Here is a 26,790-nt window from a genome sequence, read left to right as displayed (position 1 = left end):
GTTGTTTGAGTGTTGCAGCGTTTTTGTCCCAGCTCGCATTGTCGTCGATGTGGAACATGCCTGGGTACTGGCCGGGCTGGGTCAGCTAGCGGGGAACGACCGTGGCCGCCGAGAGGTGCACGTTGTCCGCCAGCGTGAGGTGGCCCAGCACGATGGCACCGCCCCCCACGGTGCAGTGCGCGCCGATGGTCGCGCTGCCGGCCACGCCGACACAGCCGGCCATGGCCGCATGCTTGCCGACGCGCACGTTGTGCCCGATCTGGATCAGGTTGTCGAGCTTCACGCCGTCTTCGATGACGGTGTCGTCCAGGGCGCCACGGTCGATGCAGGTGTTGGCCCCGATCTCCACGTCGTTGCCGATGCGTACCGCACCCAGCTGCTCGATCTTGACCCACTGGCCCTTCTCGGGCGCGAAGCCGAAGCCATCGGCGCCGATCACCACGCCGGCATGGACGATGCAGCGCTCGCCGATGGAGCAGTCCTCGCCCACCGTGACGCGCGACTTGAGCACCGTGCCCGCGCCGAAGCGCGCACCCCGTTCGACCACGCACAGCGGGCCGATGGTGGCGCTGGGATGCACCTGCGCCGATGGATCGACCACGGCGCTGGCATGCACCCCGCCCTGCCCTGCGGGCGCGGCGTGCTGGCGCCACAGCTGCGTGGCACGGGCGAAATAGACGTAGGGGTTGTCGGCCACGATGCAGGCGCCCCGTGCCAGGGCGGCCTCGCGCATCGCCGGGGCCACAATGACACAGGCCGCCCGGGAGGCGGCCAGTTGCTGCTGGTAGCGGGGGTTGCTCAGGAAGCTGAGGTCACCCGGGCCTGCCACCTCCAGCGGCGCGATGCGGGAGATGGCCGTTTCGGCCGACCCCCCTTCCAGCGTGCCACCGAGCGCATCGACGATGTGCCCCAGGAGCAAGCTCACGCGCCACCTGCCAGGCTGCGCTGCGCTGGCGCCTTCTGCTTACTTGGCGGCAGGAGTGGCATTGAGCGCCTTGATCACCTTGTCGGTGATGTCGTGCTTGGGGTTGATGTACGCCACTTCCTGCAGGATCACGTCGTACTTTTCGGTCTCGGCCACCTGCTTGACGACGCGGTTGGCGCGCTCTTGCAGGGCCGCGTACTCTTCGTTGCGGCGGGCGTTCAGGTCTTCCTGGATCTCGCGGCGCTTGCGTTGGAAATCACGGTCCTGGTCCACCAGCTGGCGCTGGCGGATCGCGCGCTGGCTCTCTGCCAGCGTGGGGGCTTCACGCTCGAACTTCTCGGAGGCGGCCTTCAGGGCATTGCCCATTTCCACGAGATCCTTCTCGCGGCGCGTGAATTCCTGCTCGAGCTTGGCCGACGCCGCCTTGGCCGAATTGGCCTCGCGCAAGATGCGGTCGGTGTTGATGAAACCGGCCTTGAAGGATTCTTGCGCTTGCGCGGGAACCGCCATGGCAAAGCTGCCAAGCAACATGACCAGGGCGAAATGGCGGGAAAGGGAGTTCATTAGAAAGACGTTCCAATCTGGAATTGCAGTTTCTGGATTCTATCGCCAGCAAACTTGCGTACCGGTTGTGCAAAGGCCAGGCGCAGGGGGCCCAGCGGGGAAATCCAGCTCAGGCCCAGCCCCACGGAGGCTCGCATGTCGCTGGCGGTTACTTTTTCATGCTCTCCATACACATTGCCTACATCCAGGAAGGTGAAGACGCGCAGCGTACGGTCGTTGCCCGCACCCGGGAACGGGGCGATCAGCTCGGCATTGAGGGTGACCTTCTTCGGGCCGCCCAGGGAGGAACCCGTCACGTCGCGCGGGCCCAGGGTGCCCTGGTCGAAACCGCGCACCGAGCCCAGGCCGCCCGAGTAGAAGTTCTTGAAGACCGGGAAGGGGCGGCCGTTGAGGCCCTTGCCAATGCCCAGTTCACCGTTGAAGGCCAGCGTGAAGCGCTTGTTCAGCGGTACATACTGCTGGTACTGGTAGTTGGCGCGCACATAGCGTGCATCCCCCGCCACCGACCATTCGGAGTTCAGGCGCTGGAAGCGGCCCGAATTGGGTGCCAGCGCGCTGTCGCGGTCGTCGCGCGACCAGCCGACGGTCAGCGGGATCGAGGTGCTCTTGTAGCCGAAGTTGTCGGCATAGGCCAGGTAGGTGGCCGGGATGTTGGTGCCGGCCTTGATGGTGGTCTGCTCCAGGCCGCCACCAAAGAACACCGTGTCGGTCTCGCTGAACGGCACACCGAAGCGCATCGAGCCCCCGGTGGTCACCAGTTCGTAGTTGCCGCCTTGGTCTTCGTAGGGCTTGTCGGTGCGGTAGTACAGGTCCACCGTGCGCGAGATGCCTTCGTCGGTGAAGTACGGGTTGGTGGTGCTGAACACCAGCGTACGGCGGTACTTGCTGGTGTTGACGTCCACCCCGAGGTAGTTGCCGGAGCCGAAGAAGTTCTCCTGCTTGATGCCGAAGGACAGCGACACCTTCTCGGCGCTGGAGAAGCCCACGCCCATTTGCAGCGAGCCCGTGGGCTTTTCGGCCACGTTGATCACCAGGTCCACCTGGTCGGGCGAGCCCGGCACTTCCTGCGTCTCGACGTTGACTTCGGTGAAGAAGCCCAGGCGGTCCACGCGGTCGCGCGACAGGCGGATGCGCTCGCCGTCGTACCAGGAGGCCTCGTACTGGCGGAATTCGCGGCGGATCACTTCATCGCGCGTGCGGTTGTTGCCGCTCACGTTGATGCGGCGCACGTAGGCACGGCGCGAGGGCTCGGCCTGCAGCACCAGGGCCACGCGGTTGTTCTCGCGGTCGATCTCGGGCACGGCCTCCACGCGCGCGAAGGCAAAGCCGAAGCGGCCGAAATACTCGGAGAAACCCTTGGTGGTCTCGGTCACCTGGTCGGCGTTGTAGGGCTCGCCGGGGCGGATGGTGATCAGCGACTTGAATTCGTCCTCGCGCTCCAGGTAGTTGCCTTCGAGCTTGACGCCCGACACCACGAAGCGCTCGCCCTCGAACACGTTCACGGTGATCGAGATGCCCTGCTTGTCCGGAGAGATCGCGACCTGGGTCGACTCCACGCGGAACTCCAGGTAGCCGCGCTGCAGGTAGTAGGTGCGCAGGGTTTCCAGGTCGGCATTGAGCTTGGCACGCGAGTAGCGGTCGGACTTGGTGGACCAGCTGAGCCAGCCGCCCGTGTCCTGGTCGAACAGGCCCGTGAGCGTGGATTCGCTGAAGGCCTTGTTGCCGACGATGCGCACCTCGTTGATGCGCGCGGGCTCGCCTTCGACCACCGAGAAGGTGAGGTTCACGCGGTTGCGCTCGATGGGGGTCACCGTGGTCACCACCTCGGCGCCGTACAGGCTCTTGTTGATGTACTGGCGCTTGAGCTCCTGCTCGGCGCGGTCGGTCAGGGCCTGGTCGTAGGGGCGGCCTTCGGTCAGGCCGACTTCGCGCATGCTCTTCTTGAGGGCGTCCTTGTCGAACTCGCGCGTGCCCACGAAGTCCACGTCGGCAATCGTGGGGCGTTCCTCGACCACCACCACCAGCACATTGCCAGACGCTTCCAGGCGCACGTCCTTGAACAGGCCCAGCCCGAACAGCGCACGGATGGCTGCGGCACCCTTTTCGTCGTTGTAGTCATCGCCCACGCGCAGAGGCATGGATGCAAAGATGGTGCCGGGCTCCACGCGCTGCAGGCCCTCGACACGGATGTCCTGCACCTTGAAGGGCTCCAGCGCCCACGCCGCGTTGGCGACAAAGACCATGGCTGCAATGGCCGATGCGGTACGCACGCCCAGGCGATTGATTGGATTTTTCATGAATGGAACTGGAGCCGCTCCTGCAGGGCAGGCGCGGAAAAATGGTTAGCCAAAAAGCCGGGTGATATCGTTGAACAGGGCAATGGACATCATGAGGAGCAGCACCGCGACACCGCCGCGCTGCAGCCGCTCCAGCCATGCATCCGAGACTTGCTTGCCCGTCACGCCCTCCCAAAGATAATACATCAGGTGCCCACCGTCCAAAACAGGCAGCGGCAGCAGGTTCAGCACCCCCAGGCTCACGCTGATCAGCGCCAGGAACACCAGGTACTGGGTGAGGCCCATGCTGGCAGAGCGGCCGGCATAGTCGGCAATCGTCAAGGGCCCGCTGAGGTTCTTGAGGGACGCCTCGCCGATCACCATGCGCCCCATCATCTTGAGGGTGAGCAGCGAGACATCCCAGGTCTTGACCACACCGGTCCAGAAACCTTCGATCACGCCGTATTCAACGGTTACAAATTCGGGCGGCGCGCCCACGTAGGCGCCGATGCGGCCCACCGTGGCACCGAGTTCGGGATGGGCGTCGGGCAGCACCTCCAGCGTGAGCGAGTGCCCCGCGCGGTCGATCAGCCAGGGCTGCGACAGCGGCTCTGTGCCCCGCATGGACTGGCGGATCAGCTCGCGCAGTTGCTGACCATCGACCACCTCGGTGTTGCCGATCTTGAGCACCACGTCGCCCTGCCGCAGGCCCGCGCGCTCTGCCGCGCCCTTGGCCATCACCTCGCCCAGCACCGGGCGCGTCCAGGGGCCCAGGATGCCGATCTTGCGGAACAGCTGGGCATCGGCCTCGCGCGCGTCGATCTTCGACATGTCCAGCACCATCTCGCGGTGTGCGCCGGTCTGCGGCTGCACGTCCAGGCGCACGGACTCACCCTCCAGCGCACCCCGGGTCAGCAGCCAGCGCAGGTCTTCGAACGAGCGCACGGGCTCGAGTTCGTCCGAACCCAGCGCCGCGCGCTGCACCAGCTCGCCCCCGCGCAGGCCGGCACTGTGGGCCACGGAGCCCGCCACCGGGCTGGCCAGCACGGCCTTGGGCTCCTCCACGCCGTTCCAGTTGACGATGGAGTACAGCAGCACCGCCAGCAGCAGGTTGGCCAGCGGACCGGCGACCACGATGGCCGCGCGCGAACGCAGCGGCTGGGTGTTGAAGGCCAGGTGGCGCTCCTCGGGCGCCACGGGCGCCTCGCGCTCGTCGAGCATGCGCACATAGCCGCCCAGCGGAAAGGCACCCAGCACGAACTCGGTCGGCGAGCCCTTGGGCCGCCAGGTGAACAGCGGCTTGCCGAAACCCACCGAAAAGCGCAGCACCTCGACGCCGCAGGCCACGGCCACGCGGTAGTGCCCGTATTCATGCACGGCGATCAAAAGGCCCAGGGCGACAATGAACGCGACAACGGTCAGCAGCATGGAAAACTCCGTGGGTTGGCAGTGGCAGCGGCGGCAGTCGTCAGGGAACGAAGCTTCACGCCTCAGGCGGCCAGCAGGCCGGCGGCCTGCTCTGCCGCCCTGCGCGACTGGGCGTCCAGATCGAGCAGCGCTGCCAGGGAATCCGGCTTGGAGGGCGAAACCGCATCCAAAGTTGCAAGGTTGACGGCATGAATCTGGTCAAACCGCAGCCGGCCCGACAGAAACTGCCCCACCGCCACCTCGTTGGCGGCATTGAGCACCGCCGTCGTGCCTTCGGCGGCCTTGAGCGCCTGCCAGGACAGGTGCAGGCCGGGGAAGCGGATGGCATCGGCATCCTCGAAGGCCAGCGCGCTCAGCGCCGAGAAATCGAGCCGGCTGGCGCCGCTGGCGATGCGCTCGGGCCAGGCCAGGCCCACGGCAATCGGCACGCGCATGTCGGGCGTGCCCAGCTGCGCGAGGATGGAGGCATCCTTGAACTGCACCATCGAGTGGATGATCTGCTGCGGGTGGATCACCACCTTGATCTGCTCGGGCGCCAGGTCGAACAGCCAGCGCGCCTCGATCACCTCGAGCGCCTTGTTCATCATGGTGGCCGAGTCGACCGAGATCTTGCGCCCCATCGAGAAATTGGGGTGCGCACAGGCCTGCTCGGGCGTGATCTGCGACAGCGTGGCCGGATCGCGCTGGCGGAACGGCCCGCCCGATGCCGTGAGCAGGATGCTGTCCACCCGGTCCGGCCAGGTGGCGGGATCCTCGGGCAGGCACTGGAAGATGGCCGAGTGCTCGCTGTCGATGGGCAACAGCGTGGCGCCGCCTTCGCGCACCGTGTGCATGAACAGGCCGCCGCCTACCACCAGGGCTTCCTTGTTGGCCAGCAGCAGGCGCTTGCCCGTGCGCGCGGCCGCCAGGCAGGGCGCCAGGCCCGCGGCACCGACGATGGCCGCCATCACGGCATCCACATTGGGGTGGGAAGCGATGGTTTCCAGCGCGTCGGCATCGTACAGAACGCGCGTGGCCAGGCCGTTCTGGCGCAGTTTTTCCTCAAGCTGGCGCGCGTGGGGCGCACTGGCCATCACCGCAAAGCGGGGGGTGAACTGCGCGCACTGTGCCAGCATCAGGTCCACCTGCGTGGCCGCACTCAGCGCAAAGATCTCGAAGCGTTCAGGGTGGCGCGCCACCACATCCAGGGTGCTGGTCCCGATGGAACCGGTCGAGCCGAGAACGGTAAGCCGTTGTTTCATAGAGGGGTCGTCAGGCTCGTGAGCATCATCGCCAGGGGAAGGGTGGGCAGCAGGGCATCCACGCGGTCAAGCACACCGCCATGGCCTGGCAGCAGGTTGCTGCTGTCCTTGACGCCGGCGCTGCGCTTGATGAGCGACTCCACCAGGTCACCGGAAACACTCATCGCCGTCATGAACAGCGCCGCCACCACCAGCAGCCACCAGCCCTGGCGGGCCATGCGGCTATAGAAGCTGAGCACCTCGGCCTGCCAGTGGGCATCGGCCGCCACCCAGGCGAACGAGAGCACCAGCACGCCGGCCAAACCGCCCCACACACCCTCCCAGCTCTTGCCGGGGCTGATGGACGGGGCCAGCTTGCCTTTGGTGAAGCGCAGGCCGAAGGCGCGGCCGGCAAAATAGGCAAAGATGTCGGCGACCCAGACCAGGACCAGCACCGACAGCAGGAAGTTGATGCCCACATGGCGCGCCTGCACCACGGCCAGCCAGGCCAGCCACAGGGCCAGCACCCCGGCCACCAGGCGCACGGCTGCCGGGATGCGCGGCCAGCCGGGCACCCCGGCGCGCAGCAGCCAGGCCTTGCCCAGCACCCACAGCGCGCCGCCCACAACCCACAGCACGGTCAGTGGCTGCGTGAGCCAGCCCAGGGCCCATGAGCCCAGGCACAGCGCCACGCAGGTCGCGCCTACCGCCAGCGATCCGGCCTGGCCGAAACCGCACAGCCGCCCCCACTCCCATGCGCCGCCGGCCATGAGCACCAGCACCACCACGGTGAAGGGCAGCGGGGAGCCATAGAACAGGGCTGGCAGCAGGATGGCCAGCAGGACAAGGGCAGTGATGACGCGCTGTTTGAGCATGGGGCCTTTCAGCCCGGCATCGGATCGGGATGCGCGGACGGGGAGATCTGTTCAGAGGTTTTACCGAAGCGGCGCTCCCGCGCACTGTAAGCCGCAATCGCCTCGTCCAGTGCGGATTCATCGAAATCCGGCCACAACCGGTCACTGAAGACCAGTTCCGAATAAGCAATCTGCCAGAGCAGGAAGTTGCTGATGCGCATCTCCCCGCCCGTGCGGACCACCAGGTCCGGGTCGGGCACATGGGCCATGCCCATGGCCGCATTCAGGCTGGCTTCGGTGATGGGCTCGCCCTTCGCGGCGAGCGCCGCCGCGGCCTGGGCAATGTCCCAGCGGCCACCGTAGTTGAAGCAGACGTTGAGCACCAGACGCGTGTTGTGGGCCGTGGCGGCTTCGGCCTGGGCCAGGCCGTCACGCACCTTGGGCGACAGGCCGGCGCGTTCACCCACGAAGTACAGGCGCACGCCGTCCTTCGTGAGCTGGGGCACCTCGCGCGCCAGCGCCATGGCCAACAGCTCCATCAGGCCCGAGACCTCTTCGGCCGGCCGGTTCCAGTTCTCGGACGAGAAGGCGAAGACGGTGAGCACGCCCACGCCCCGCTCCACGCAGGCGCGTGCGCAGCGGCGCAGTGAATCAACCCCTTGCTTGTGGCCGGCCAGGCGCGGCAGGAAGCGGCGCGTGGCCCAGCGGCCGTTGCCATCCATGACGATGGCGATGTGGTGCGGCACCACCGGAGATACAGACATGTGAACGATCAAGCCCCTGGGGCTCAAACCGCCATGATTTCCTGTTCCTTGGCCGCCACCAGCGCATCGACTTCGGCGATGTGCCGGTCGGTGACCTTCTGCACGTCGGTTTCGGCGCGCTTCTGGTCGTCTTCGGAGGCCAGCTTGTCCTTGACCAGCTTCTTCACGGATTCGTTGGCGTCGCGGCGCAGGTTGCGCACGGCGATCTTGGCGCTCTCGCCCTCGGAGCGGGCCAGCTTGGTCATTTCCTTGCGGCGCTCCTCGCTCATGGGCGGCATGGGCACGCGGATCAGGTCGCCCATGGAGGCCGGGTTCAGGCCCAGGTCGCTTTCGCGGATGGCCTTTTCGATCTTGGCGCCCATGCCCTTTTCCCAGGGCTGCACACTGATGGTGCGCGAGTCGATCAGCGCCACGTTGGCCACCTGGGAGAGGGGCACGAAGGAGCCGTAGTACTCGACCTGCACGGCATCGAGCAGCGCGGGGTTGGCGCGGCCGGTGCGGATCTTCTGCAGGTTGTTCTTGAAGGCCGCGATGGACTGGTCCATCTTGGTCTCTGCGTTCTTCTTGATGTCGGCAATCGTCATGTTTTTCTCCTCGGGGCGGAACCTGCAGCAAGCATGGCGCCCGCTGCTCTTCGTCAGGCGTAAACCAGCGTTCCCTCGTCCTCACCCATCACCACGCGCTTGAGCGCGCCGTGCTTGATGATGGAGAACACCCGCACCGGCAGCTTCTGGTCACGGCACAGGGCAAACGCGGTCGCATCCATGATGCCCAGGTTGCGGGACATGGCCTCGTCGAAGCTGAGCTTCGTGTAGCGCGTGGCCGTGGGGTCCTTCTGGGGGTCGGCAGTATAAACGCCGTCCACCTTGGTGGCCTTGAGCACCAGCTCGGCGCCGATTTCAGCGCCACGCAGGGCCGCAGCCGTGTCGGTGGTGAAGAAGGGGTTGCCGGTGCCGGCCGCGAAGACCACCACCTTGCCCTCTTCGAGGTACTGCAGCGCCTTGGGGCGCACGTAGGGCTCGACCACCTGCTCGATGGCGATGGCGGACATCACGCGGGCGATCAGGCCCTGCTTGTCCATCGCATCGGCCAGGGCCAGCGCGTTCATCACGGTGGCCAGCATGCCCATGTAGTCGGCAGTGGCCCGGTCCATGCCGACCGAGCCGCCCGCGACACCACGGAAGATGTTGCCCCCACCGATCACCACTGCCACCTGCACACCCAGGCGGGTGACTTCGGCAATCTCCTCGACCATGCGCACGATCGTGGCACGGTTGATGCCGAAGGCATCATCCCCCATCAGCGCCTCACCAGACAGCTTGAGCAGGATGCGCTTGTGGGCTGGTGCAGCGTTGGACATGGGAAATTTCTCCGGTAGGTGGTTCTGGGCTTTGGTGGGGTTGTTGCAGGGAACGATCAGGCGGCGGCCTTGGCGGCTGCCACCTGGGCGGCCACTTCGGCGGCGAAGTCGTCGACCTTCTTCTCGATGCCTTCGCCCACCACGTACAGGGTGAAGCCCTTGACGGTGGTGTTGGTGGCCTTGAGCATCTGCTCGACGGTCTGCTTGCCGTCCGCAGCCTTCACGAAGACCTGGTTGAACAGCGAGACTTCCTTGAGGTACTTCTGCACGCCGCCTTCGATGCGCTTGGCAACGATCTCGTCGGACTGCACGGGCTTGCCTTCGGCTTCGGCCTTGGCCTTGTCTTCAGCCGCCTTGGCAGCAGCGACCGAGCGCTCTTTTTCGATCAGGTCGGCTGGCACCTCGGCGCTGGTCAGGGCCACGGGCTTCATGGCAGCCACGTGCATGGCCACATCCTTGGCAGCCGTTTCGTCGCCTTCGAACTCGACGACCACGCCGATGCGCGTGCCGTGCAGGTACGAGGCCAGCTTGTTGCTGCCGCTGAACTGCTTGAAGCGGCGGAAGGACATGTTCTCGCCGATCTTGCCGATCAGGCCCTTGCGCACGTCTTCCAGCGTGGGGCCGAAGCTGTCCTGCTCATAGGCCAGGGCGCCCAGGGCCGCCACGTCGGCGGGGTTGTGCTTGGCGACCAGCTCGGCAGCGGCATTGGCCAGTGCGATGAAGCTGTCGTTCTTGCTCACGAAGTCGGTTTCGCTGTTCACTTCGACCAGGGCGCCGGTGTTGCCGCTGATGAAGCTGGCGACCACGCCTTCGGCGGTGATGCGCGAAGCGGCCTTGCCGGCCTTGGTGCCCAGCTTGACGCGCAGCAGCTCTTCGGCCTTGGCCATGTCGCCATCGGCTTCCGTCAGGGCCTTCTTGCATTCCATCATGGGGGCATCGGTCTTGCCACGCAGTTCGGCAACCATGCTTGCGGTAATTGCAGCCATCTTTATTCCTTCGGTGTTCAGTTCAGTGATTTCAGACTCGGGCTAAAAAAAAGGGGGCCAACAGAGCCCCGCTTTTGTTCGCGACGGATCGCGCAGCCGGGCTATCAGGCAGCGGCTTCTTGCACTTCCACGAATTCGTCGCTGCTCTCGCCGGAGGCGGCCTTGACGACTTCGTTCACTGCGTTGGCACGGCCTTCGATGATCGCGTCGGCGATACCGCGGGCGTACAGCGTCACGGCCTTGGCCGAGTCGTCGTTGCCGGGGATCACGTAGTCGATGCCTTCAGGCGAGTGGTTCGTGTCGACCACACCGATCAGCGGGATGCCGAGCTTCTTGGCTTCGGCCACGGCGATCTTGTGGAAGCCCACGTCGATGATGAAGATGGCGTCGGGCAGGGCAGCCATGTCCTGGATGCCGCCGATGTCCTTCTCGAGCTTCTCGATCTCACGGGTGAAGGTGAGCTGCTCCTTCTTGCTCAGGCTGTCCAGGCCGGTTTCCAGCTGGGCCTTCATGTCCTTCAGGCGCTTGATCGAGGTCTTCACGGTCTTGAAGTTCGTCAGCATGCCGCCCAGCCAGCGCTGGTCAACGAAAGGAACGCCGGCGCGCTGCGCTTCGGCGGACAGGATTTCGCGGGCCTGGCGCTTCGTGCCGACCATCAGGATCGTGCCGCGGTTGGCAGCCAGTTGCTTGGCGAACTTCTGTGCTTCCTGGAACAGTGGCAGCGACTTTTCCAGGTTGATGATGTGGATCTTGTTGCGATGGCCGAAGATGTAGGGGGCCATCTTGGGGTTCCAGAAGCGGGTTTGGTGACCGAAGTGGACACCGGCTTCCAGCATTTCGCGCATGGTAACGGACATGAAAATACTCCAAAGGTTAGGTCTAAAATCAGCCCCAATATTTGCAACGCCGTGTTTCCCACGAGCGCCGCAACACCTTGACAGGGCTGGTTTGCGATTGATTTGGCGAAAGCCGCAACGCACAAGGCGCTACTGCTCCCAGCAAAACCCAAGGATTCTAGCACACCCATGCTCCCCGACCTTCTGGAAACCCGCTCGGCCCTGCGGACAGGCGCCAGCACCCCGGCTGCCGAGCTCGAACGCTGCATCGCCGCCGCCCAGGCCCCGGCCAACGACCACACCTTCCTGCAGACCCATTTCGACACGGCGTGCACCACCGCGGTGCAATCCGGCATCGGCCACCAGCCCCTGGCCGGGCTGGCGGTCTCGGTCAAGGACCTGTTCGACATCGCCGGCCAACCCACGGCAGCGGGCTCCACTGCGCTGGCCGGCAGCACCCCGGCACCACAGGACAGCCCGGCCGTGGCCCGCCTGCGCGCGGCGGGCGCGAGCCTCATCGGCCGCACGAACATGGTCGAGTTCGCCTTTTCCGGCGTGGGGGTGAACCCCCACTTCGGCACGCCGGCAGCGTTCGACGGGCGTTTCGGCGCCCTGCCCGGCGAGGCGCGCGTGCCCGGTGGATCCTCCAGCGGTGCCGCCGTCTCGGTGGCCACGGGCGCGGCCTTCGTGGGCCTGGGTTCGGACACGGGCGGCTCCATCCGCATCCCGGCTGCCCTGAACGGCATCGTGGGCTTCAAAAACACGCAGCGCCTGGTGCCCACCACGGGTGCCGTGCCCCTGTCCACCACGCTCGACACCGCCTGCGCCATGACGCGCAGCGTGCGCGACGCCATCCTGGTCCACGAGCTGCTGTCGGCCACGCGCGTCACGCGCAGCCCGGCCCCGCTGGCCGGCTACCGCCTGGCCGTGCCCACCACGCTGTTCCTGGACGGCATGGACGCCACGGTAGCCAAGGCCTTCGAGCGCACCCTGGGTATCCTGCGCCGTGCCGGCGCGCGCATCGACACCATCGCCCTGCCCGAGGCGGCCGAGCAGCCCGCCTACGGCTTCTCGCCACCCGAAGCCTATGCCTGGCACCGTGGGCTGCTGGCCACCAAGGGCGCCCAGTACGACCCGCGGGTGCGTGCCCGCATCGAAAAGGGCGCCACGCTGGCGGCCTGGGAGTACATCGCCCTCCTCGACCTGCGCCGCGCCTGGCAAGCGCGCATGCATGCCGCCATCGACCGCTACGACGCCCTGCTCTCGCCCACCGTGCCGATCACGGCACCCACGGTTGCCAGCGTGGCGCCCGGCGCCGAGCGCGACGAAGAGTTCTTCCGCGTCAACACCCTGCTGTTGCGCAACACCAGCCTGGTGAACCTGCTGGACGGCTGCGCCCTGTCGCTGCCCTGCCATGTGCAGGGGGAACTCCCGGTCGGCCTGATGGTCTGGCATGGGGCACTGCGCGACGATGGCGTATTGAACGCCGGCCTGCGCATCGAAGAAGCACTGCAAGAAATATAACAATTGCAGTTTGCTGCAAAGCAGCAAACGCAGCCCATACTCCCATTCATGAAGATTGCCATCGTGGGCGCCGGCATCATCGGCGTCACCACCGCATACGAGCTGGCCCGCGACGGCCATGAGGTCACCGTGTTCGAGCAGCGCAACGCCGCCGCCGAAGATGCCAGCTTTGCGGCCGCCGGCCTGCTGGCCCCCGTGCTGCCCACCCCCTGGTCGCTGCCGGGCATGGCACCGGCCGCACGCCTCATGGGCGCCCAATCCACCGTGCGCCTGGCCCAGGGCTTCAGCCGGGCCGATGTGTCCTGGCTCTGGAACTGGAAGCGCCTGGCCAAACGAGGCCCCGGGCCCGCCACCGCGCTGGAGCGCCTGGCCCAGTACAGCCTGGAACGCACGCTCCAGATCGCCACCGAGCACGAGCTCGACTTCGAGGGCACGCCCGGCCGCCTGCTACTGCTGCGCACCGAGCAGGACCGTGCCAGCATCCAGCCCATGCTGCAGTGCCTGCGCGATGCGGGCGTGGCGGTGCAGGAGATCGACGCCGCGGCTGCGCAGAAGCTCGAGCCCGGCCTGCACCCCGAAACCACCCTGGCAGGCGCCATATCGCTGCCCGGCGCTGCAGCGGGCAACTGCCGCCTGTTTGCCCAGTTGCTGCGCCAGGGCACCCAGGCCGGGGGCGTGCACTTCGCCTTCGGCACACGCGTGGAGCGCCTGTCCACCAGCCCCACCGGCCTGGTGCTGCAGGGCGATGCCAGCACCCACCGCTTCGATGCCGTGGTGCTGTGCGCCGGCATGGCCTCGGCCGCATTGCTGCCCGCCATCGGCCTGCCGCTGCCCCTGACGGCGGTGTACGGCTATTCCATCAGCGCACCGCTGCGCGAGGACACGCATGCGCCGCAGGCCAGCGTGGTCGATGTACAGCAGCAGATCAGCATCACCCGCCTGGGCCTGCGCGTGCGCGTGGCCGGCGGGGCGGAACTGGGCAGCGCCGACGCCGAGCACCACGCCCCCACGCTGGCGCGCCTGTACCGCACGCTCAACGACTGGTTCCCGGGCGGTGCCCAGCTTTCTTCAGGCGTGCAGGCCTGGCGCGGCGCGCGCACCATGCTGCCCGATGGCGCCCCGGTGATCGGCGCCAGCGGCATTCCCGGCCTGTGGCTCAACACCGGCCACGGCACCAGCGGATTTGCGCTGGCCAGCGGCAGCGCACGCGCGATTGCCGACCTGGTGGCCCAACGCAGCCCCGAGATCAACCTCGACGGGCTGGGCTTGCGGCGGTTTTGAGCCTGCAGGGAGCAGGTCGGCGCACAATGCAGCGGCCACATTGCCCGCCTGCCATGCACCGCATCACCCCCCACCAGCCCCATGCCCTGCACAACACCGCCGCCACGCGCCGCATCGAGCGCGCGGCCGCTGACAGCCTGCCGGCCCACACGCTGATGCAGCGCGCCGGCCAGGCCGTGGCGCAGTTGGCGCAGGCCCTGGCGCCCCATGCGCGCACGGTGTGGATTGCCTGCGGCGCGGGCAACAACGGCGGCGATGGACTGGAGGCCGCCATGCACCTGCGGCGCAGCGGCCGCCGCGTGGTGGTGACCTGGCTGGGCACGCCCGAGACCGCCCCACCCGATGCGCGCCAATCGTGGGAGCGCGCCCTGGCCGCAGGCGTGGAGTGGGCCGACACCGCCCCGGACACCCTGACCGAGGCAGACCTGTGCATCGACGCCCTGCTCGGCATCGGCATCACCGCACCCGCGCACGGCAGCGCCCCACGCCCGCCCAACGAGCGACTGCAGGCCTGCCTGCGGCAGTTGCAGGCCAGCGCCGCCCCGGTGCTGTCGGTGGACTTGCCCTCGGGCCTCGATGCGGACACCGGCCAGTTCGGCGCAGGCCTGGCACCCGAAGCGCTCCTGCACCATGCCGCCTCTCCACGGCATACGCTGAGCCTGCTCACGCTCAAGCCTGGGCTGTTCACCGCCGCCGGGCGCGACGCGGCCGGCAGCGCCTGGCTCGACGACCTGGGTGTGGCACCGGGACACGAACCACCCAATGCCTGGCTGTGCGGCCCGCCACTGCCCGCGCCACGCCAGCACGCCAGCCACAAGGGCAGCCATGGCGACGTGGCCGTGATCGGTGGTGAAGGCCTGGCCCAGCGCGGCATGGGCATGGCCGGTGCAGCCCTGCTGGCAGCCTCGGCCGCACTGCACCAGGGCGCGGGCCGCGTGCTGGTGGCCCCGCTGGATGCCGGCCATCTGGAGGTGGACACGGGCCAGCCGGAGTTGATGCTGCGCCGCTTCGGCGCGCTGGACCTCGCAGAGCTCACGGTGGTGTGCGGCTGCGGCGGCGGCGAGGCCGTCGCCAGCGTGCTGAGCGAGGTGATCGCGCGCTCCGCACGCCTGGTGCTGGACGCCGACGCCCTGAACGCCATCTCCCTCGATGCCGCACTGCACGCCCTGGTGGTGGCGCGCGGCCAGCACGGCCAGCCCACCGTGCTCACGCCGCACCCCCTGGAGGCCGCGCGCCTGCTCGGCCTCACCACCGCCGAAGTACAGGCCGACCGGCTGAATGCCGCCCAGCAACTGGCCGCACAGTTCAACTGCGTGGCCGTGCTCAAGGGTTCGGGCACGGTGATCAGCGCGGCCGACCGCGTGCCCGCCATCAACCCCACGGGCAATGGCCTGCTGGCCACCGCCGGCACCGGCGACGTGCTGGCCGGCATGGTGGGCTCACGCCTGGCTGCGGGTGCCAGCGCGCTGCGCGCCGCGAGCGAGGCCGTCTACGCCCATGGCCTGGCTGCGGACCACTGGCCCGAAGGCCTGGCCCTGACGGCCAGCACACTGGCACGGCGGATCGGCCGCTGACCACCACTACGGCACCAGCACCACCTCCTTCAGGGGCTTGAGCACGCTCGAAGGCGTCATGCCGAAGGTCTGGCGGAACATGCGGCTGAAATGCGCCGAGTCGGAAAACGCGCCATGCAGGGCCGCATCCGTCAGGCGCGGGCTGGTCGCCAGCCCCGCCATCGCCAGGCGCACCTGCGACCACACCCGGTAGCTGCGCAGGCTGACACCCATCTCGGCGCGGAACAGGTGGTTGAAGCGCGAGGCCGACAGCTGCACGCCCGCCGCCAGTCCGTCGCGCAAAAGTCGCTGATCCCCGGGGGTACGCAGGGCCTGCAGGCTGCGCAGCACGCGCGCGTCGAGCGGTGCCGCCGGCGCCCACTGCAGCCGCAACAGGGCATGCAGGTCGAAGTGGCGCAGGTACCCCTCCATGGCGCTGCGCGCACCCACAGGGATGGCCACATCCAGGACCACGGGCCCTCGCCGATCAAACTGGCGGCGCAGGCCACGCGCCTCGCGCGAGTCGGGCTCCAGGTACATCAGCGCCACCTGCTCGCCCCAGGGGTCCAGCAGGTGATGCACCCCCGCATCGACCAGCGCGCTGTGGCAGGTTTCGACTTCACCGGGCTTGAGGTGCAGGGCAAATCGGCCCGACAGTCCGATCAGCAGCACGGGAGCAGCATGGCAATGCCAGCCCGTCGCGGGCAGATCCCCCACATAGAGCGCGCGGTCAGACCCGAGGGTCAGGGTGCTGTGTGTCGGCATAGCCCAAACATGCAAGTTTTCAAACGGCACTCCCGGTAGCCTTCAACGGCAATCCATCCACAACGGAGACCTGTTCTTGAAGCGCATCCTCATTTCTACCGCCGCGGCACTGGCACTGGCCACCACCGCGCTCTACTACGGCACCCCCACCCTGTTCAAGCAGCCGCTGCTGGACCTCAATCGCCAGCTCTCGGGCCTTTCGGCCACAACCGTCCGCATCGCGGGGCACGAGGTGCACTACCTGGACAGCGGACCCACCCAGCCCGGCACTGCGCAAGGCCACGATGGCCTGCCCATCATCCTTCTGCATGGTATTTTTGCAGAGAAGGACCACTGGGCAGACTTTGCGCGCCCGATCACCGCAACGCACCGCGTGATCGCCCCCGACCTGCCAGGCTTTGGCGAAAGCACGCGCGACGAGGCCCAGCCCTATGACTACGCAGCCCACACCAGGCGCCTGCGCGAGCTGATGGATGCCTGGGGCATAGCCAAGGCCCACCTGGCGGGCAACTCGATGGGCGGCACCATTGCCGCACTGCTGGCGCAGGAACACCCGGATCGCGTGGCCAGCGTGGCCTTCATCGGCGCACCGCACGGCCTGCGTTCGCCGCAGGCGAGCCGCATGGACCGGCTCATCGACGCCGGCCAGCGCCCGCTGGTAGCGCACGACGCGGCAGCGTTCGAGGCCATGATGGCGCTGGTGTTCGAAAAGCGCCCCTTCCTGCCCTACCCCATCCTGCACGCCAGCGAGCAGGACGCGCTGCGCAACGCGGCATCCAACACACGGCTGTGGGACGCCCAGCTCAAGGACCGGTACCTGCTGGAGCAACGGCTGGCGACCCGCCTGCGGCAGCCCACGCTGGCCCTCTGGGGCGAGCAGGACCGGGTGTTCGACATCTCGGGCAGCGAGACACTGCGCGCCCTGCTGCCGGGCGCGCACATCGATCGCCTGGCCGGCATCGGCCACCTGCCCATGATGGAGGCCCCCGGCGACTCGGCGCAGCGCTATCTCACCTTCCTGCAACAAGCACAACAGCCGGGCCCCACGGACCAGCCCCAGGCCGCCGCCCGCCCATGAAAAATGGCGGCCCGCGCCTGCACAGGCCGCCATGGTCCGGTGCCTGGCTCAGCTGCGGCGCGGCTTGCGGCCCTTGCTGGTCTTGCCGCCGGGCTTGCCATTGCCGGCCGCCTTCTTCACCGACGCCTTGAGCTCCTGGATGGGCGAGCGCGCAGCGCGCTCGCGCGTGAGCGATGCCATCTCGGTGGCCGAGGGATCGGCGGCCTTCGCCTTGGGCCGGCCACCGCTACTGGAGCGACCACTGCTGCCGCCCTTGCGCGGGCCCTTGCCGGAGCCGCCATGGCCGTCCTGCGACACGCCCTTGTCCTTGAGCGCACGCCCCAACAGTTCCTCGCCCTCGCGCACCAGGCGGAAGTCGATCTTGCGGCCATCAAGGTCCACGCGGCTGACCTGCACGCGCACGCGCGCGCCGATGGCGTAGCGGATGCCGGTGCGCTCGCCACGCAGTTCCTGGCGTGCCTCGTCGAACTTGTAGTACTCGCCACCGAGTTCGGTGATGTGCACCAGGCCTTCGACGTACATGGCATCGAGCGTGACGAAGATGCCGAAGCTCGTCGCCGCGCTGACCACGCCGCTGAACTCCTCGCCCAGGTGCTCGCGCATGTACTTGCACTTGAGCCAGGCCTCGACGTCGCGGCTGGCCTCGTCGGCCCGGCGCTCGTTGGCGCTGCAGTGCAGGCCCGCGGCCTCCCAGGCCTGGACCTCGCGGCTCGGCGGCTTCACGTCCTTGCGCGGCTTCATGCCGGGCGCGGCCACGCGCGATGCCAGGCGCTTGGCCAGCTTGGCATGGGCTTCGCCCGGCGTGGGCAGCGAGGGCAGCTTGTACTGCGTCTTGCCCAGGATGGCCTTGATCACGCGGTGCACCAGCAGGTCCGGATAGCGCCGGATCGGGCTGGTGAAATGGGTATACGCCTCGAACGCCAGGCCGAAGTGGCCGCTGTTGATGGGCGTGTAGATGGCCTGCTGCATGGAGCGCAGCAGCATGGTGTGGATCTGCTGCGCGTCGGGGCGGTCCTTGGTGGCTTCGGCGATGGCCTGGAACTCCGAAGGCTTGGGGTCGTCGCCGATGGTCATGCCCACGGCCATGGCCTTGAGGTAGTTGCGCAGGATCTCCTGCTTCTCGGGCGTGGGGCCTTCGTGCACGCGGAACAGGCCGGGCTGGCCGCCCTGGGCGATGAAGTCGGCGCTGCAGACGTTGGCGGCCAGCATGGCCTCCTCGATGAGCTTGTGCGCATCGTTGCGGGTGCGCGGCACGATCTTCTCGATGCGGCCGTTCTCGTCGCAGATGATCTGCGTCTCGGTGGTCTCGAAGTCCACAGCGCCGCGCTGGCCGCGTGCCACCAGCAGCGCGCGGTACACGTCGTGCAGGTTGAGCAGGTCCTTGACCCGGTCCTTGCGCTTGCTGGCCTCGGGGCCGCGCGTGTTGGCCAGGATGGCGGCGACCTCCGTGTACGTGAAGCGCGCATGGCTGAACATCACGGCCGGGTAGAACTGGTAGGCATGCACCTCGCCCTTGGCCGTGACCAGCATGTCGCAGACCATGCACAGGCGCTCCACCTCGGGGTTGAGCGAGCACAAGCCGTTGGACAGCTTCTCGGGCAGCATGGGGATCACGCGGCGCGGGAAGTACACGCTGGTCGCACGGTCATAGGCATCGATGTCGATGGCGCTGCCAGTCTCCACATAGTGGCTCACATCGGCGATGGCCACCAGCAGGCGCCAACCCTTGCCACGGCCCACGCGCGCGGGCTCGCAGTACACGGCATCGTCGAAGTCGCGCGCGTCCTCGCCGTCGATGGTGACCAGGGGCACATCGGTCAGGTCCACGCGGCGCTTCTTGTCCTGCGCGCGCACCTTGTCGGGCAGCTCCTTGGCCTGGGCCAGGCACTCGGCCGAGAACTCGTGCGGCACGCCGTACTTGCGCACGGCGATCTCGATCTCCATGCCGGGGTCGTCGACCTCGCCCAGAACTTCGGTGATGCGGCCCACGGGCTGGCCGAACAGGGCCGGCGGTTCGGTCAGCTCGACCACGACCACCTGGCCGGGCTTGGCCGCACCGGTGGCGCCCTTGGGGATCAGCACGTCCTGGCCGTAGCGCTTGTCCTCAGGTGCGACCAGCCAGACACCGCTTTCCTGCAGCAGGCGACCGATGATGGGCTGCGGCGGGCGCTCGATGATCTCGACCACGCGGCCTTCGGGACGGCCCCGGCGGTCCTGGCGCAAGATGCGCACGCGCACACGGTCCTTGTGCAGCACGGCACGCATTTCGTTGGGGGGAATGTAGATGTCGCCTTCGCCGTCGTCACGCACGACGAAACCATGGCCATCACGGTGCCCCTGCACGCTTCCTTCAATTTCGTCCGACAAATGTGCAGCCGAAGCGCTGGGGGTGTTTTTTTTGATATACAATCTGAGTCTTTCCTGAAATGCCCAGGTGGCGGAATTGGTAGACGCACTAGTTTCAGGTACTAGCGAGTAACATCGTGGAGGTTCGAGTCCTCTCCTGGGCACCAAGTTTAACGAGAACCAGAGATGGTTTTCAAAATATCGAAGCCGCTGTACCCACAGCGGCTTTTCTAGTTTCTGGTTGACCACGCCGGCGGGGCACATCGGCCGCAGTGATGAGGAGCATCGAGCAGTCCCTGTCGGGCTCCGTGCCGTGCAAGGTGCGGCGTCCATGAATCCGTGCACCGCCGCCAACAATTTTCAAAAAAGTGGCCAACTTTCCTGGCGACCCCAAAAAACGTTCTATAATTCAAATCTGATCTGAAAGCCCAGGTGGCGGAATTGGTAGACGCACTAGTTTCAGGTACTAGCGAGTAACATCGTGGAGGTTCGAGTCCTCTCCTGGGCACCAAAACACATGAAAAGCCGTTGCATCCGCAACGGCTTTTTTGTTTTGCATCGCCTTGCACGACGCGCATGCCACATGGCAGGGCATGGAAGGCACGGCATGGACGGCCATCCCAAAAAAGAAACGCGCCTCGCATCCATGCCCGAAGACATGCACGCAAAGGCGCGCCAAGAGAGCCGCACGGGGCCGCGGCCCCGCACCCTCCTATTTTGATTACTTGCGCAGCAGGTTCTTCAGCACGTTCTGCAGACGGCGGGCGGTCGCAGCATCGCTGCCGCTGGCCAGCACCTTGGCCGCATCCTGGCCCCAGGTCTGCTCGGGTGTGGGATCGTTGCGGCGCGTGAGCAGCTGCAGCTGCAGCAGACGGCGCGCAGCAATGTGTTCGGCCGGGGTAGGCACCTCGGCCGCCATCTCCAGGCGCAGCAGCGCTTCGGCGGCATCACCCTTGGGCGCGGCCGAGAGGGCTTGCGTCCAAGACGTGCGCACGGCGGGCGACACGCGGCCACCCAGGTCCTGGGCGCTCGGCACCTGCGCGGCATCGCGCTTTTCCCAGGCCGACAGCAGCTGCGTGAGGGCTTCGCCGTGGGCCTGCGCGGCCAGCTTCTTCAAGGCCAACTGGGCATGTTCCATGGCATCGCGTTGGGCGCGGAAGGCGGTATCGCCCAGGCGTGGACCACGGTCTTCGTAGGCTGGGCGCTCACGGTCACCGAAGCGGCCGCCACGGTCTCCACCGCGGTCACCCGGACGGCCATCGCCACGCGGGGCACCACGGCCACCGTCGCCACGCCCACCAGGGCCATCTCGGCGATCGCCAGGGCGACCACCCCGGCCAGGGGCCGCGGGCGCATCCTTCTTCATGCCCGGGCGGTCGTCGCCACGCACGGCCACCACGGGGCGGGCAGGCTTGGGGGGGGCCACGGGGGCTGCAGCGGGAGCAGCAGCGGTCTCGCCATCGGCCGCAGCAGCCTCGCCGTCACCCGCCGTTGCAGGAGCAGCCTCGTCGGCCTGCGCCACCGATGCGGCAGCGCCTTGCTCGCTCTTTTGTGCCGATGCGGCCGCCTCGGCAGCCTGGGCCTGGCCACGCAGGGCGGCCTCCAGGGCCTGCACGGCAGCACGGATCTGCTGCGCGTCGCCCGTGGCGTTGGCTGCTTCCAGGGCCTTGGAGGCATCGAGCACCACGCGGTCGCGCGCGCTCAGCTCGGTCACGGCCTTTTCGCGGTCGGCCGACTTGCGGTTGAAGGCTTCGTCGATGGGCTTGCGGAAGGCATCCCACAGCTTCTGTTCGTGCTTGCGGTCCAGCGGCACGGTCTGCGCCTCGGCCTGCCAGCGCTGCTGCAGCGCCTTGACGGCATCGATGCGCAGCGCCGGTGCGGCGCCCAGCGCCACGGCCTCGTCGATCATGGCGTGGCGGCGCGCCAGGCTTTCCTTCTGCGCGGCTTCCAGCGGCGCAGCGGCACCGGCAATGGCCTGCTTCCACAGCGGCTGCAGCTCGGCGAAGATCTTCTCGCCCACATGGCCGCCTTCGCGCCAGCGGTCGCCAAACTGGTACAGGGCGCGGTTGATGGCCTTCCAGTCGCCCGAAGCCGCATGCTCCGCCGTCCAGGCCTTGACCTCTTCGATCAGGGCCAGGCGCTGGGCCTTGTGCTCGGCGGCATCGGCGCGGATCTTGTCGAGCCAGGCTTCCACCACCTTGTGCGCGGCGTTGCAGGCTTCGTCGAACTTCTTCCACAGGCCGTGGTTGGGCGCACCGCCCTGGTCGGCCTGCTTCCACTGCTCGCGCAGGGCGCGCAGGGTTTCCTGCATCTTGCGGCCACCCAGGGCCTGGCCCTCGGGGCGGTTGAGCAGGGCTTCGGCCTTGGCCACCAGGTCTTCGCGCACCTGGTCGGCACCCCAGCGCTGCCAGCCCTCGAGTTCGCCAGCCGCCACCAGGGCGGTGTGCACCTGCTGCTCCAGCGCGGCATCGATGTGCTTGCCGTGGTTCTTGAGCACGGCGCGCAGCGCGGCGGCAGCGCCGGCACTGGCCTTGCCGTGGCCTTCGGCGGTTTCCTTCTCGAGCACCACCAGGGCGTCGCGCACGGCCTGCACGGCCTTGTCGCGCACTTCGGGGTCGACCTTGGGCTTGTTCTGCGCACGGGCCGGCTTGGCCGCCGCACCCGGTGCCGCCGCTGCGGCGGCGGCGGCCGCCTCGGTGGGCAGGCCACGGGCCACGCGCAGCTCATCGGCCCACACGGGCACGGGTGGCAGGGGGGCATTGGCGTCCTCGGCAGCAGCAGCGGCCTGGGCCACGGCGGGCTGGAAGGCGTCCCACACCACCAGCAGCTGGGTGCGCGAGGCATCGAGCAGCGGCGGGAAGCGCGCCTCCACACTGGCCCAGCTGGCATCGCCCGTCAGTTCCTGGGCCTGCTCCTGCCAGCGCGCCACGTCGCCGCGCAGCAGTTCCAGCGCGGCATGGGCGTCGCGCCAGGGCTTGGTGGACAGCACTTCGATGCGCTGCGCCAGCAGCACTGCGGCCTCGCGCTGCACCTGCACACGGTGCTGCAGGTCCTCGATGACCTTGACGCGGTCGGCCACCTGCACCTTGAGCAGGGAAAGCGGCTCGCGCGACAGCGGCGCACCGGCCTTGGCGGCATCACGCTGCCAGGCCAGGGCATCGGCGATATTGAGCTTGGGCGCGGCCAGCAGGGCCTGGGCCTTCTCGGCCCACTCGGCGGCAATGGCCTCCTGGCCCTTGGCGCGGCGGATCTCGTCCAGGCGCTCGCGCACAGCGCGGGCAGCGCCCTTGTCACGGCCGCTCAATTCCTTGAACACCTCCTGGAGTTGCTCTGGCGCGGGCTGCGTGAGCAGCCAGTCGCGGATGCGGGAGGCGCGCTCGCCCGAGGTGGCGGCAGAGAAGGCGCCGCCGGTCAGTGCATCCAGGGGATGCGCCTCTGGGGTCTTGGCCGGGGCCGGATTCACTTCAGGTGCGTCGGACATTTTGTTGCGGGAAAAAAATGGAAACATGGATCCAATGGATTACGAACGGCCATCCCTGCATCCGGACGGACGCGCAAGGCCACCGAGGCGCGCGCCGACCCAAAGCAGGTACATGGCAGAAAACGGGCTATTTTCACCGGGTTCGTGCAGGAGGGCCACCAGCCGCTCCGGCAAAGAATTCCTCGGGGGAGTCCTGTCCAGGGCCACCCGGTGCGCGGGCCTCTGCACCCTGCTTCGCAGGGTTGCGGTGTCCCAAGGGGCCTGTGCCCGCCCTGGGAATTGCCCCCATTATCTATATATATGCGCCAAGGGCCCATTCAATGCCTTGAGGCAGTCCAATGGGAGGCCATGAAGCCCAGCCGGCAACGGTTGCGGCAAAGGAGCTACAAGGACATGCCCGACGTGCCGAAACCACCGCACAGAGCCAGGCGCCCGACCACAAACGAGAAAGCCCGGGGGACTCTCCGAAATGGACAGCCTCCCGGGCTTGACGGCTGACACAACGGTCCTTTGCCATCGTTTCGCACCGCGGAGATGAAGGTCCGCTGTGCGAGGAGGCAAGGTATTGCCTCCAGGGGGTGCCGTGGAAGTTTCATCTGCTGCACCGCGGCACTGCATGCGCATCGGCGGGAGAGTTCACTTCGTCTGGCGATGCCTGAAATCAACAGGCCACTGAACCTTACCAAAGTCGCCCGGGGAGCTCAAGCCGGTTTTGCAATGGGTAGGAAAAAGCCGATTGAATTTGACATCCTGTTGTCATGCCCCTCTGGTGCGCACACCCTCCTTTTCGAGGGAAAAAACGCAAAACCCTGTGTTTTTTAACAGATTTTTCATTACAAATTGATCTAACATTTGTTTTTGTTAGTATTGACTAGCTATTTGGTGACCTCCTAGAATCCGCCAGCCTCAAAAATGGCTAGTAAAAACCCCAACCCGCTGCCGAACCCGGCTAAGTCAACTCACGGCCCTTGTTGCTTTTTGCAGGCCCTGAAATTGATGGCGTACCAATCCAGGTGATACGCCTGACCCTGCCCACCGATCCGGTTGTGCAGGGCCTCAGGGAAGCGCCCCAGAAAGGAAGAGCTATGACAGCGTCAGGAAAAATCGTCTCCGGCGTGCGAACCTTCGCAGCCGATGTGACAGAAGGTTTTCTTGAAATCACCCACAGCAGCTTCGCCCTCATCGGGCTGACCGTTGCATTCGTCGTAATCGCACTGAGCGCCCGGCCCGATCTGCGCCAGGCCGGAGAAGAAAAGCTGATGAACTGGCTGCAGGCACGCCAGGTCGCCGTGCTGGGCATGCCCATCGAGCCCGAGGCGAGCGAGCGCGCCACCGCCGGCAACCCCAAGGACCTGCCCAAGGAGCAGGCCGCCGTGGCGTTCTGGCTGAGCAAGAAGTACCGTGTGGCCCCCGAGCCGCTGAGCGTGCTGGTGGCCGAGGCCTATGAACTCGGCGCCCGCAACAAGCTCGACCCGACCCTGATCCTGGCCATCATGGCGATCGAGTCGAACTTCAACCCGTTCGCGCAAAGCGCCGTGGGCGCCCAGGGCCTGATGCAGGTGATGACCACCGTGCACACCGAGAAGTACCAGAACTTCGGCGGCCACTTCGCGGCCTTCGACCCGGTGACCAACCTGCGCGTGGGCGTGAAGGTGCTGCAGGAATGCATCGCCCGCGCCGGCTCGCTCGAAGGCGGACTGCGCTACTACGTGGGCGCAGCCAACCTGCCCGACGATGGCGGCTACACCGCCAAAGTGCTGGCCGAGCATTTCCGCCTGCGCCAGGTGGCCGGCGGCCGCAGCATGCCGATCAACCCGCCCGCGACCCTGTCCACGCAGGCCCCGGCCCAGGTGGCGCCCGTGCAATACTTTCCTGCCGCCGCCAAGCTGAACACGCCCGAGGACCCTGCAGTGGGCGCCAGCGGCGACAAGGTCGCCCTCCTGTCCTCGCAGCCGCTGTAACCCGGCGAGCAGCCCCTCCGGGGCGTGCCCTGGCCAGGCAAACTCCCCCACTGTGCTGGGGGCGTATTTTGGGGTCGCCAGATCTTCGTCCCCTGTCGCATTGGCAGCGGTGCCACCTCGGCTACACTAAGAGGGTACGCAACTGGCGATAGGCGCAGGACCCGCACGGGGGCTGCCGCTGACGTGGAAACCGACAAGGGCTGGCCTCTTGTGAACCACTGGGGAGCGTGCCGCACGGGAGCAACCCGCCGCGTTCCGCCGTTCGCCTGGGCAGCCCTTGTTTCAAGGGACACAAGTTCATAGGACTGCCAACATGTACGACCGCAATATTCTTGTAGAACAAGCCGACCCCGAGCTGTTTGCCGCCATCACGGCCGAGAACGCCCGCCAGGAACACCACATCGAACTGATCGCGAGCGAGAACTACGCTTCTCCCGCCGTGATGTGGGCCCAGGGCACGCAACTGACCAACAAGTACGCCGAGGGCTACCCCGGCAAGCGCTACTACGGTGGCTGCGAGCACGTGGACGTGGCCGAGCAGCTGGCCATCGACCGCGTCAAGAAGATCTTCGGCGCCGACGCCGCCAACGTGCAGCCGCACTGCGGCGCATCGGCCAACGAGGCCGTGTTCCTGGCCTTCCTCAAGCCCGGCGACACCATCATGGGCATGAGCCTGGCCGAAGGCGGCCACCTGACGCACGGCATGCCGCTGAACATGTCGGGCAAGTGGTTCAACGTGGTCTCCTACGGCCTGGATGCCAACGAAGTGCTGGACTATGACGCCATGGAAAAGAAGGCGCACGAGACCAAGCCCAAGCTCATCATCGCCGGTGCCTCGGCCTACAGCCTGCACATCGACTTCGCACGCTTTGCCAAGGTGGCCAAGGATGTGGGCGCGATCTTCATGGTCGACATGGCCCACTACGCCGGCCTGATCGCCGCAGGCGTGTACCCCAACCCCGTGCCCCATGCCGACGTGGTCACCTCCACCACGCACAAGAGCCTGCGCGGCCCGCGCGGCGGCATCATCCTGATGAAGGCCGAGCACGAGAAGGCCATCAACAGCGCCATCTTCCCCGGCCTGCAGGGCGGCCCGCTGATGCACGTGATCGCTGCCAAGGCCGTGGCCTTCAAGGAAGCGCTGCAGCCCGGCTTCAAGGCCTACCAGGAGCAGGTGATCAAGAACGCCCAGGTGGTTGCCGAAACGCTGACCGCACGCGGCCTGCGCATCGTTTCCGGCGGCACGCAAAGCCACGTGATGCTGGTCGACCTGCGCGCCAAGGGCATCACCGGCAAGGAAGCCGAGGCCGTGCTGGGCTCCGCCCACATGACCATCAACAAGAACGCCATCCCCAACGACCCTGAAAAGCCGATGGTGACCAGCGGCGTGCGCATCGGCACCCCCGCCATGACCACGCGCGGCTTCAAGGACGAGGAAGCCCGCATCACGGCCAACTTGATCGCCGACGTGCTGGACAACCCGCGCGACCCGGCCAACATCGAGGCCGTGCGCGCGAAGGTCAACGCGCTGACCGCACGCTTCCCGGTGTACCGCTGACCATGAAGTGCCCCTTCTGCGGCCATGCCG

The 26,790-nt window shown here is 67.2% G+C and carries 19 protein-coding genes, 2 tRNA genes, 1 pseudogene and 1 riboswitch; of the genes and pseudogenes, 8 read left to right on the top strand and 14 right to left on the bottom strand.

The window, feature by feature from the left end; genetic code table 11:
- From lpxD to rpsB, 11 genes and pseudogenes are all read right to left on the bottom strand, one after another.
- Nucleotides 1–925: pseudogene (gene lpxD / locus ACK59X_RS03180) on the bottom strand (UDP-3-O-(3-hydroxymyristoyl)glucosamine N-acyltransferase); the annotation flags it as partial.
- A gap of 39 nt (nucleotides 926–964) precedes the next feature.
- Nucleotides 965–1,489: an OmpH family outer membrane protein gene (locus tag ACK59X_RS03175; protein WP_409955111.1), complete on the bottom strand. Its 525-nt coding sequence runs from the start codon at nucleotides 1,487–1,489 to the stop codon at nucleotides 965–967.
- Nucleotides 1,489–3,786 (bottom strand): outer membrane protein assembly factor BamA, encoded by a 2,298-nt coding sequence (gene bamA / locus ACK59X_RS03170; RefSeq protein ID WP_409955109.1) that lies wholly within the window; start codon nucleotides 3,784–3,786, stop codon nucleotides 1,489–1,491. The genes ACK59X_RS03175 and bamA overlap by 1 nt, the downstream gene beginning before the upstream one ends.
- A 45-nt stretch (nucleotides 3,787–3,831) precedes the next feature.
- The gene (rseP, locus tag ACK59X_RS03165) at nucleotides 3,832–5,193 is read right to left on the bottom strand and encodes an RIP metalloprotease RseP (RefSeq protein WP_409955107.1); all 1,362 of its coding nucleotides are present in this window, start codon (nucleotides 5,191–5,193) and stop codon (nucleotides 3,832–3,834) included.
- 62 nt (nucleotides 5,194–5,255) lie between these two features.
- Nucleotides 5,256–6,434 carry a 1-deoxy-D-xylulose-5-phosphate reductoisomerase gene (gene ispC, locus ACK59X_RS03160; protein WP_409955105.1) on the bottom strand — a complete coding sequence of 393 codons (1,179 nt, stop codon included), beginning with the start codon at nucleotides 6,432–6,434 and terminating at the stop codon, nucleotides 5,256–5,258.
- A complete protein-coding gene (locus ACK59X_RS03155) occupies nucleotides 6,431–7,288 on the bottom strand; it encodes a phosphatidate cytidylyltransferase (protein WP_409955103.1) in 858 nt (285 codons plus the stop codon). The genes ispC and ACK59X_RS03155 overlap by 4 nt, the downstream gene beginning before the upstream one ends.
- A gap of 8 nt (nucleotides 7,289–7,296) precedes the next feature.
- Nucleotides 7,297–8,031: a polyprenyl diphosphate synthase gene (gene uppS, locus ACK59X_RS03150; protein WP_409955102.1), complete on the bottom strand. Its 735-nt coding sequence runs from the start codon at nucleotides 8,029–8,031 to the stop codon at nucleotides 7,297–7,299.
- Nucleotides 8,032–8,054: 23 nt separating this feature from the next.
- A complete protein-coding gene (gene frr / locus ACK59X_RS03145) occupies nucleotides 8,055–8,615 on the bottom strand; it encodes a ribosome recycling factor (RefSeq protein ID WP_409955100.1) in 561 nt (186 codons plus the stop codon).
- Between the two features lie 53 nt (nucleotides 8,616–8,668).
- Nucleotides 8,669–9,391: a UMP kinase gene (gene pyrH, locus ACK59X_RS03140; RefSeq protein ID WP_007852283.1), complete on the bottom strand. Its 723-nt coding sequence runs from the start codon at nucleotides 9,389–9,391 to the stop codon at nucleotides 8,669–8,671.
- A 56-nt stretch (nucleotides 9,392–9,447) separates the two neighbouring features.
- Nucleotides 9,448–10,377, bottom strand: coding sequence for a translation elongation factor Ts (tsf, locus tag ACK59X_RS03135; RefSeq protein WP_409955098.1), 930 nt, complete (start codon nucleotides 10,375–10,377; stop codon nucleotides 9,448–9,450).
- A 104-nt stretch (nucleotides 10,378–10,481) separates the two neighbouring features.
- Nucleotides 10,482–11,234 (bottom strand): 30S ribosomal protein S2, encoded by a 753-nt coding sequence (gene rpsB / locus ACK59X_RS03130; RefSeq protein WP_409955097.1) that lies wholly within the window; start codon nucleotides 11,232–11,234, stop codon nucleotides 10,482–10,484.
- 168 nt (nucleotides 11,235–11,402) lie between these two features.
- Here rpsB and ACK59X_RS03125 point away from each other — a divergent pair, with 168 nt between their 5' ends.
- The 3 genes from ACK59X_RS03125 to ACK59X_RS03115 are packed head-to-tail and all read left to right on the top strand — an operon-like array spanning nucleotide 11,403 to nucleotide 15,592.
- Nucleotides 11,403–12,737 carry an amidase gene (locus ACK59X_RS03125; RefSeq protein ID WP_409955095.1) on the top strand — a complete coding sequence of 445 codons (1,335 nt, stop codon included), beginning with the start codon at nucleotides 11,403–11,405 and terminating at the stop codon, nucleotides 12,735–12,737.
- Nucleotides 12,738–12,785: 48 nt separating this feature from the next.
- Nucleotides 12,786–14,018: an FAD-dependent oxidoreductase gene (locus ACK59X_RS03120; RefSeq protein ID WP_409955094.1), complete on the top strand. Its 1,233-nt coding sequence runs from the start codon at nucleotides 12,786–12,788 to the stop codon at nucleotides 14,016–14,018.
- A gap of 53 nt (nucleotides 14,019–14,071) precedes the next feature.
- Nucleotides 14,072–15,592 (top strand): NAD(P)H-hydrate dehydratase, encoded by a 1,521-nt coding sequence (locus tag ACK59X_RS03115; RefSeq protein WP_409955092.1) that lies wholly within the window; start codon nucleotides 14,072–14,074, stop codon nucleotides 15,590–15,592.
- Nucleotides 15,593–15,598: 6 nt separating this feature from the next.
- Here ACK59X_RS03115 and ACK59X_RS03110 read toward each other — a convergent pair whose 3' ends face one another.
- On the bottom strand, nucleotides 15,599–16,336 hold the full coding sequence (locus tag ACK59X_RS03110) for a helix-turn-helix domain-containing protein (RefSeq protein WP_409955090.1): 738 nt from the start codon (nucleotides 16,334–16,336) through the stop codon (nucleotides 15,599–15,601).
- A gap of 76 nt (nucleotides 16,337–16,412) precedes the next feature.
- Between ACK59X_RS03110 and ACK59X_RS03105 the strand changes: the two genes are divergently transcribed.
- A complete protein-coding gene (locus tag ACK59X_RS03105) occupies nucleotides 16,413–17,414 on the top strand; it encodes an alpha/beta fold hydrolase (RefSeq protein WP_409955088.1) in 1,002 nt (333 codons plus the stop codon).
- A 48-nt stretch (nucleotides 17,415–17,462) separates the two neighbouring features.
- Here ACK59X_RS03105 and rnr read toward each other — a convergent pair whose 3' ends face one another.
- Nucleotides 17,463–19,823, bottom strand: coding sequence for a ribonuclease R (rnr, locus tag ACK59X_RS03100; RefSeq protein WP_409955087.1), 2,361 nt, complete (start codon nucleotides 19,821–19,823; stop codon nucleotides 17,463–17,465).
- Between the two features lie 19 nt (nucleotides 19,824–19,842).
- Between rnr and ACK59X_RS03095 the strand changes: the two genes are divergently transcribed.
- Together ACK59X_RS03095 and ACK59X_RS03090 are read left to right on the top strand one after the other, a co-directional pair.
- Nucleotides 19,843–19,927: transfer RNA gene (locus ACK59X_RS03095), tRNA-Leu, on the top strand.
- A gap of 259 nt (nucleotides 19,928–20,186) precedes the next feature.
- Nucleotides 20,187–20,271: transfer RNA gene (locus ACK59X_RS03090), tRNA-Leu, on the top strand.
- A 210-nt stretch (nucleotides 20,272–20,481) separates the two neighbouring features.
- Here the strand turns inward: ACK59X_RS03090 and ACK59X_RS03085 are convergent.
- On the bottom strand, nucleotides 20,482–23,268 hold the full coding sequence (locus ACK59X_RS03085) for a DUF349 domain-containing protein (RefSeq protein ID WP_409955085.1): 2,787 nt from the start codon (nucleotides 23,266–23,268) through the stop codon (nucleotides 20,482–20,484).
- Between the two features lie 1,058 nt (nucleotides 23,269–24,326).
- On the opposite strand from ACK59X_RS03085, the gene ACK59X_RS03080 reads away from it, so the two are divergent.
- Both ACK59X_RS03080 and glyA read left to right on the top strand, forming a co-directional pair.
- A complete protein-coding gene (locus ACK59X_RS03080; RefSeq protein ID WP_409955083.1) occupies nucleotides 24,327–25,202 on the top strand; it encodes a transglycosylase SLT domain-containing protein in 876 nt (291 codons plus the stop codon).
- A 128-nt stretch (nucleotides 25,203–25,330) separates the two neighbouring features.
- Nucleotides 25,331–25,481, top strand: a riboswitch (ZMP/ZTP riboswitch).
- Between the two features lie 34 nt (nucleotides 25,482–25,515).
- Nucleotides 25,516–26,760, top strand: coding sequence for a serine hydroxymethyltransferase (gene glyA / locus ACK59X_RS03075; protein WP_409955081.1), 1,245 nt, complete (start codon nucleotides 25,516–25,518; stop codon nucleotides 26,758–26,760).
- The last annotated feature ends 30 nt before the right edge of the window (nucleotides 26,761–26,790 follow it).

This window comes from Acidovorax sp. (genome assembly GCF_046339755.1).
In the GTDB taxonomy this organism is placed as follows: Bacteria; Pseudomonadota; Gammaproteobacteria; order Burkholderiales; family Burkholderiaceae_C; genus Acidovorax.
This window is presented reverse-complemented; position numbering and strand designations above follow the sequence as displayed.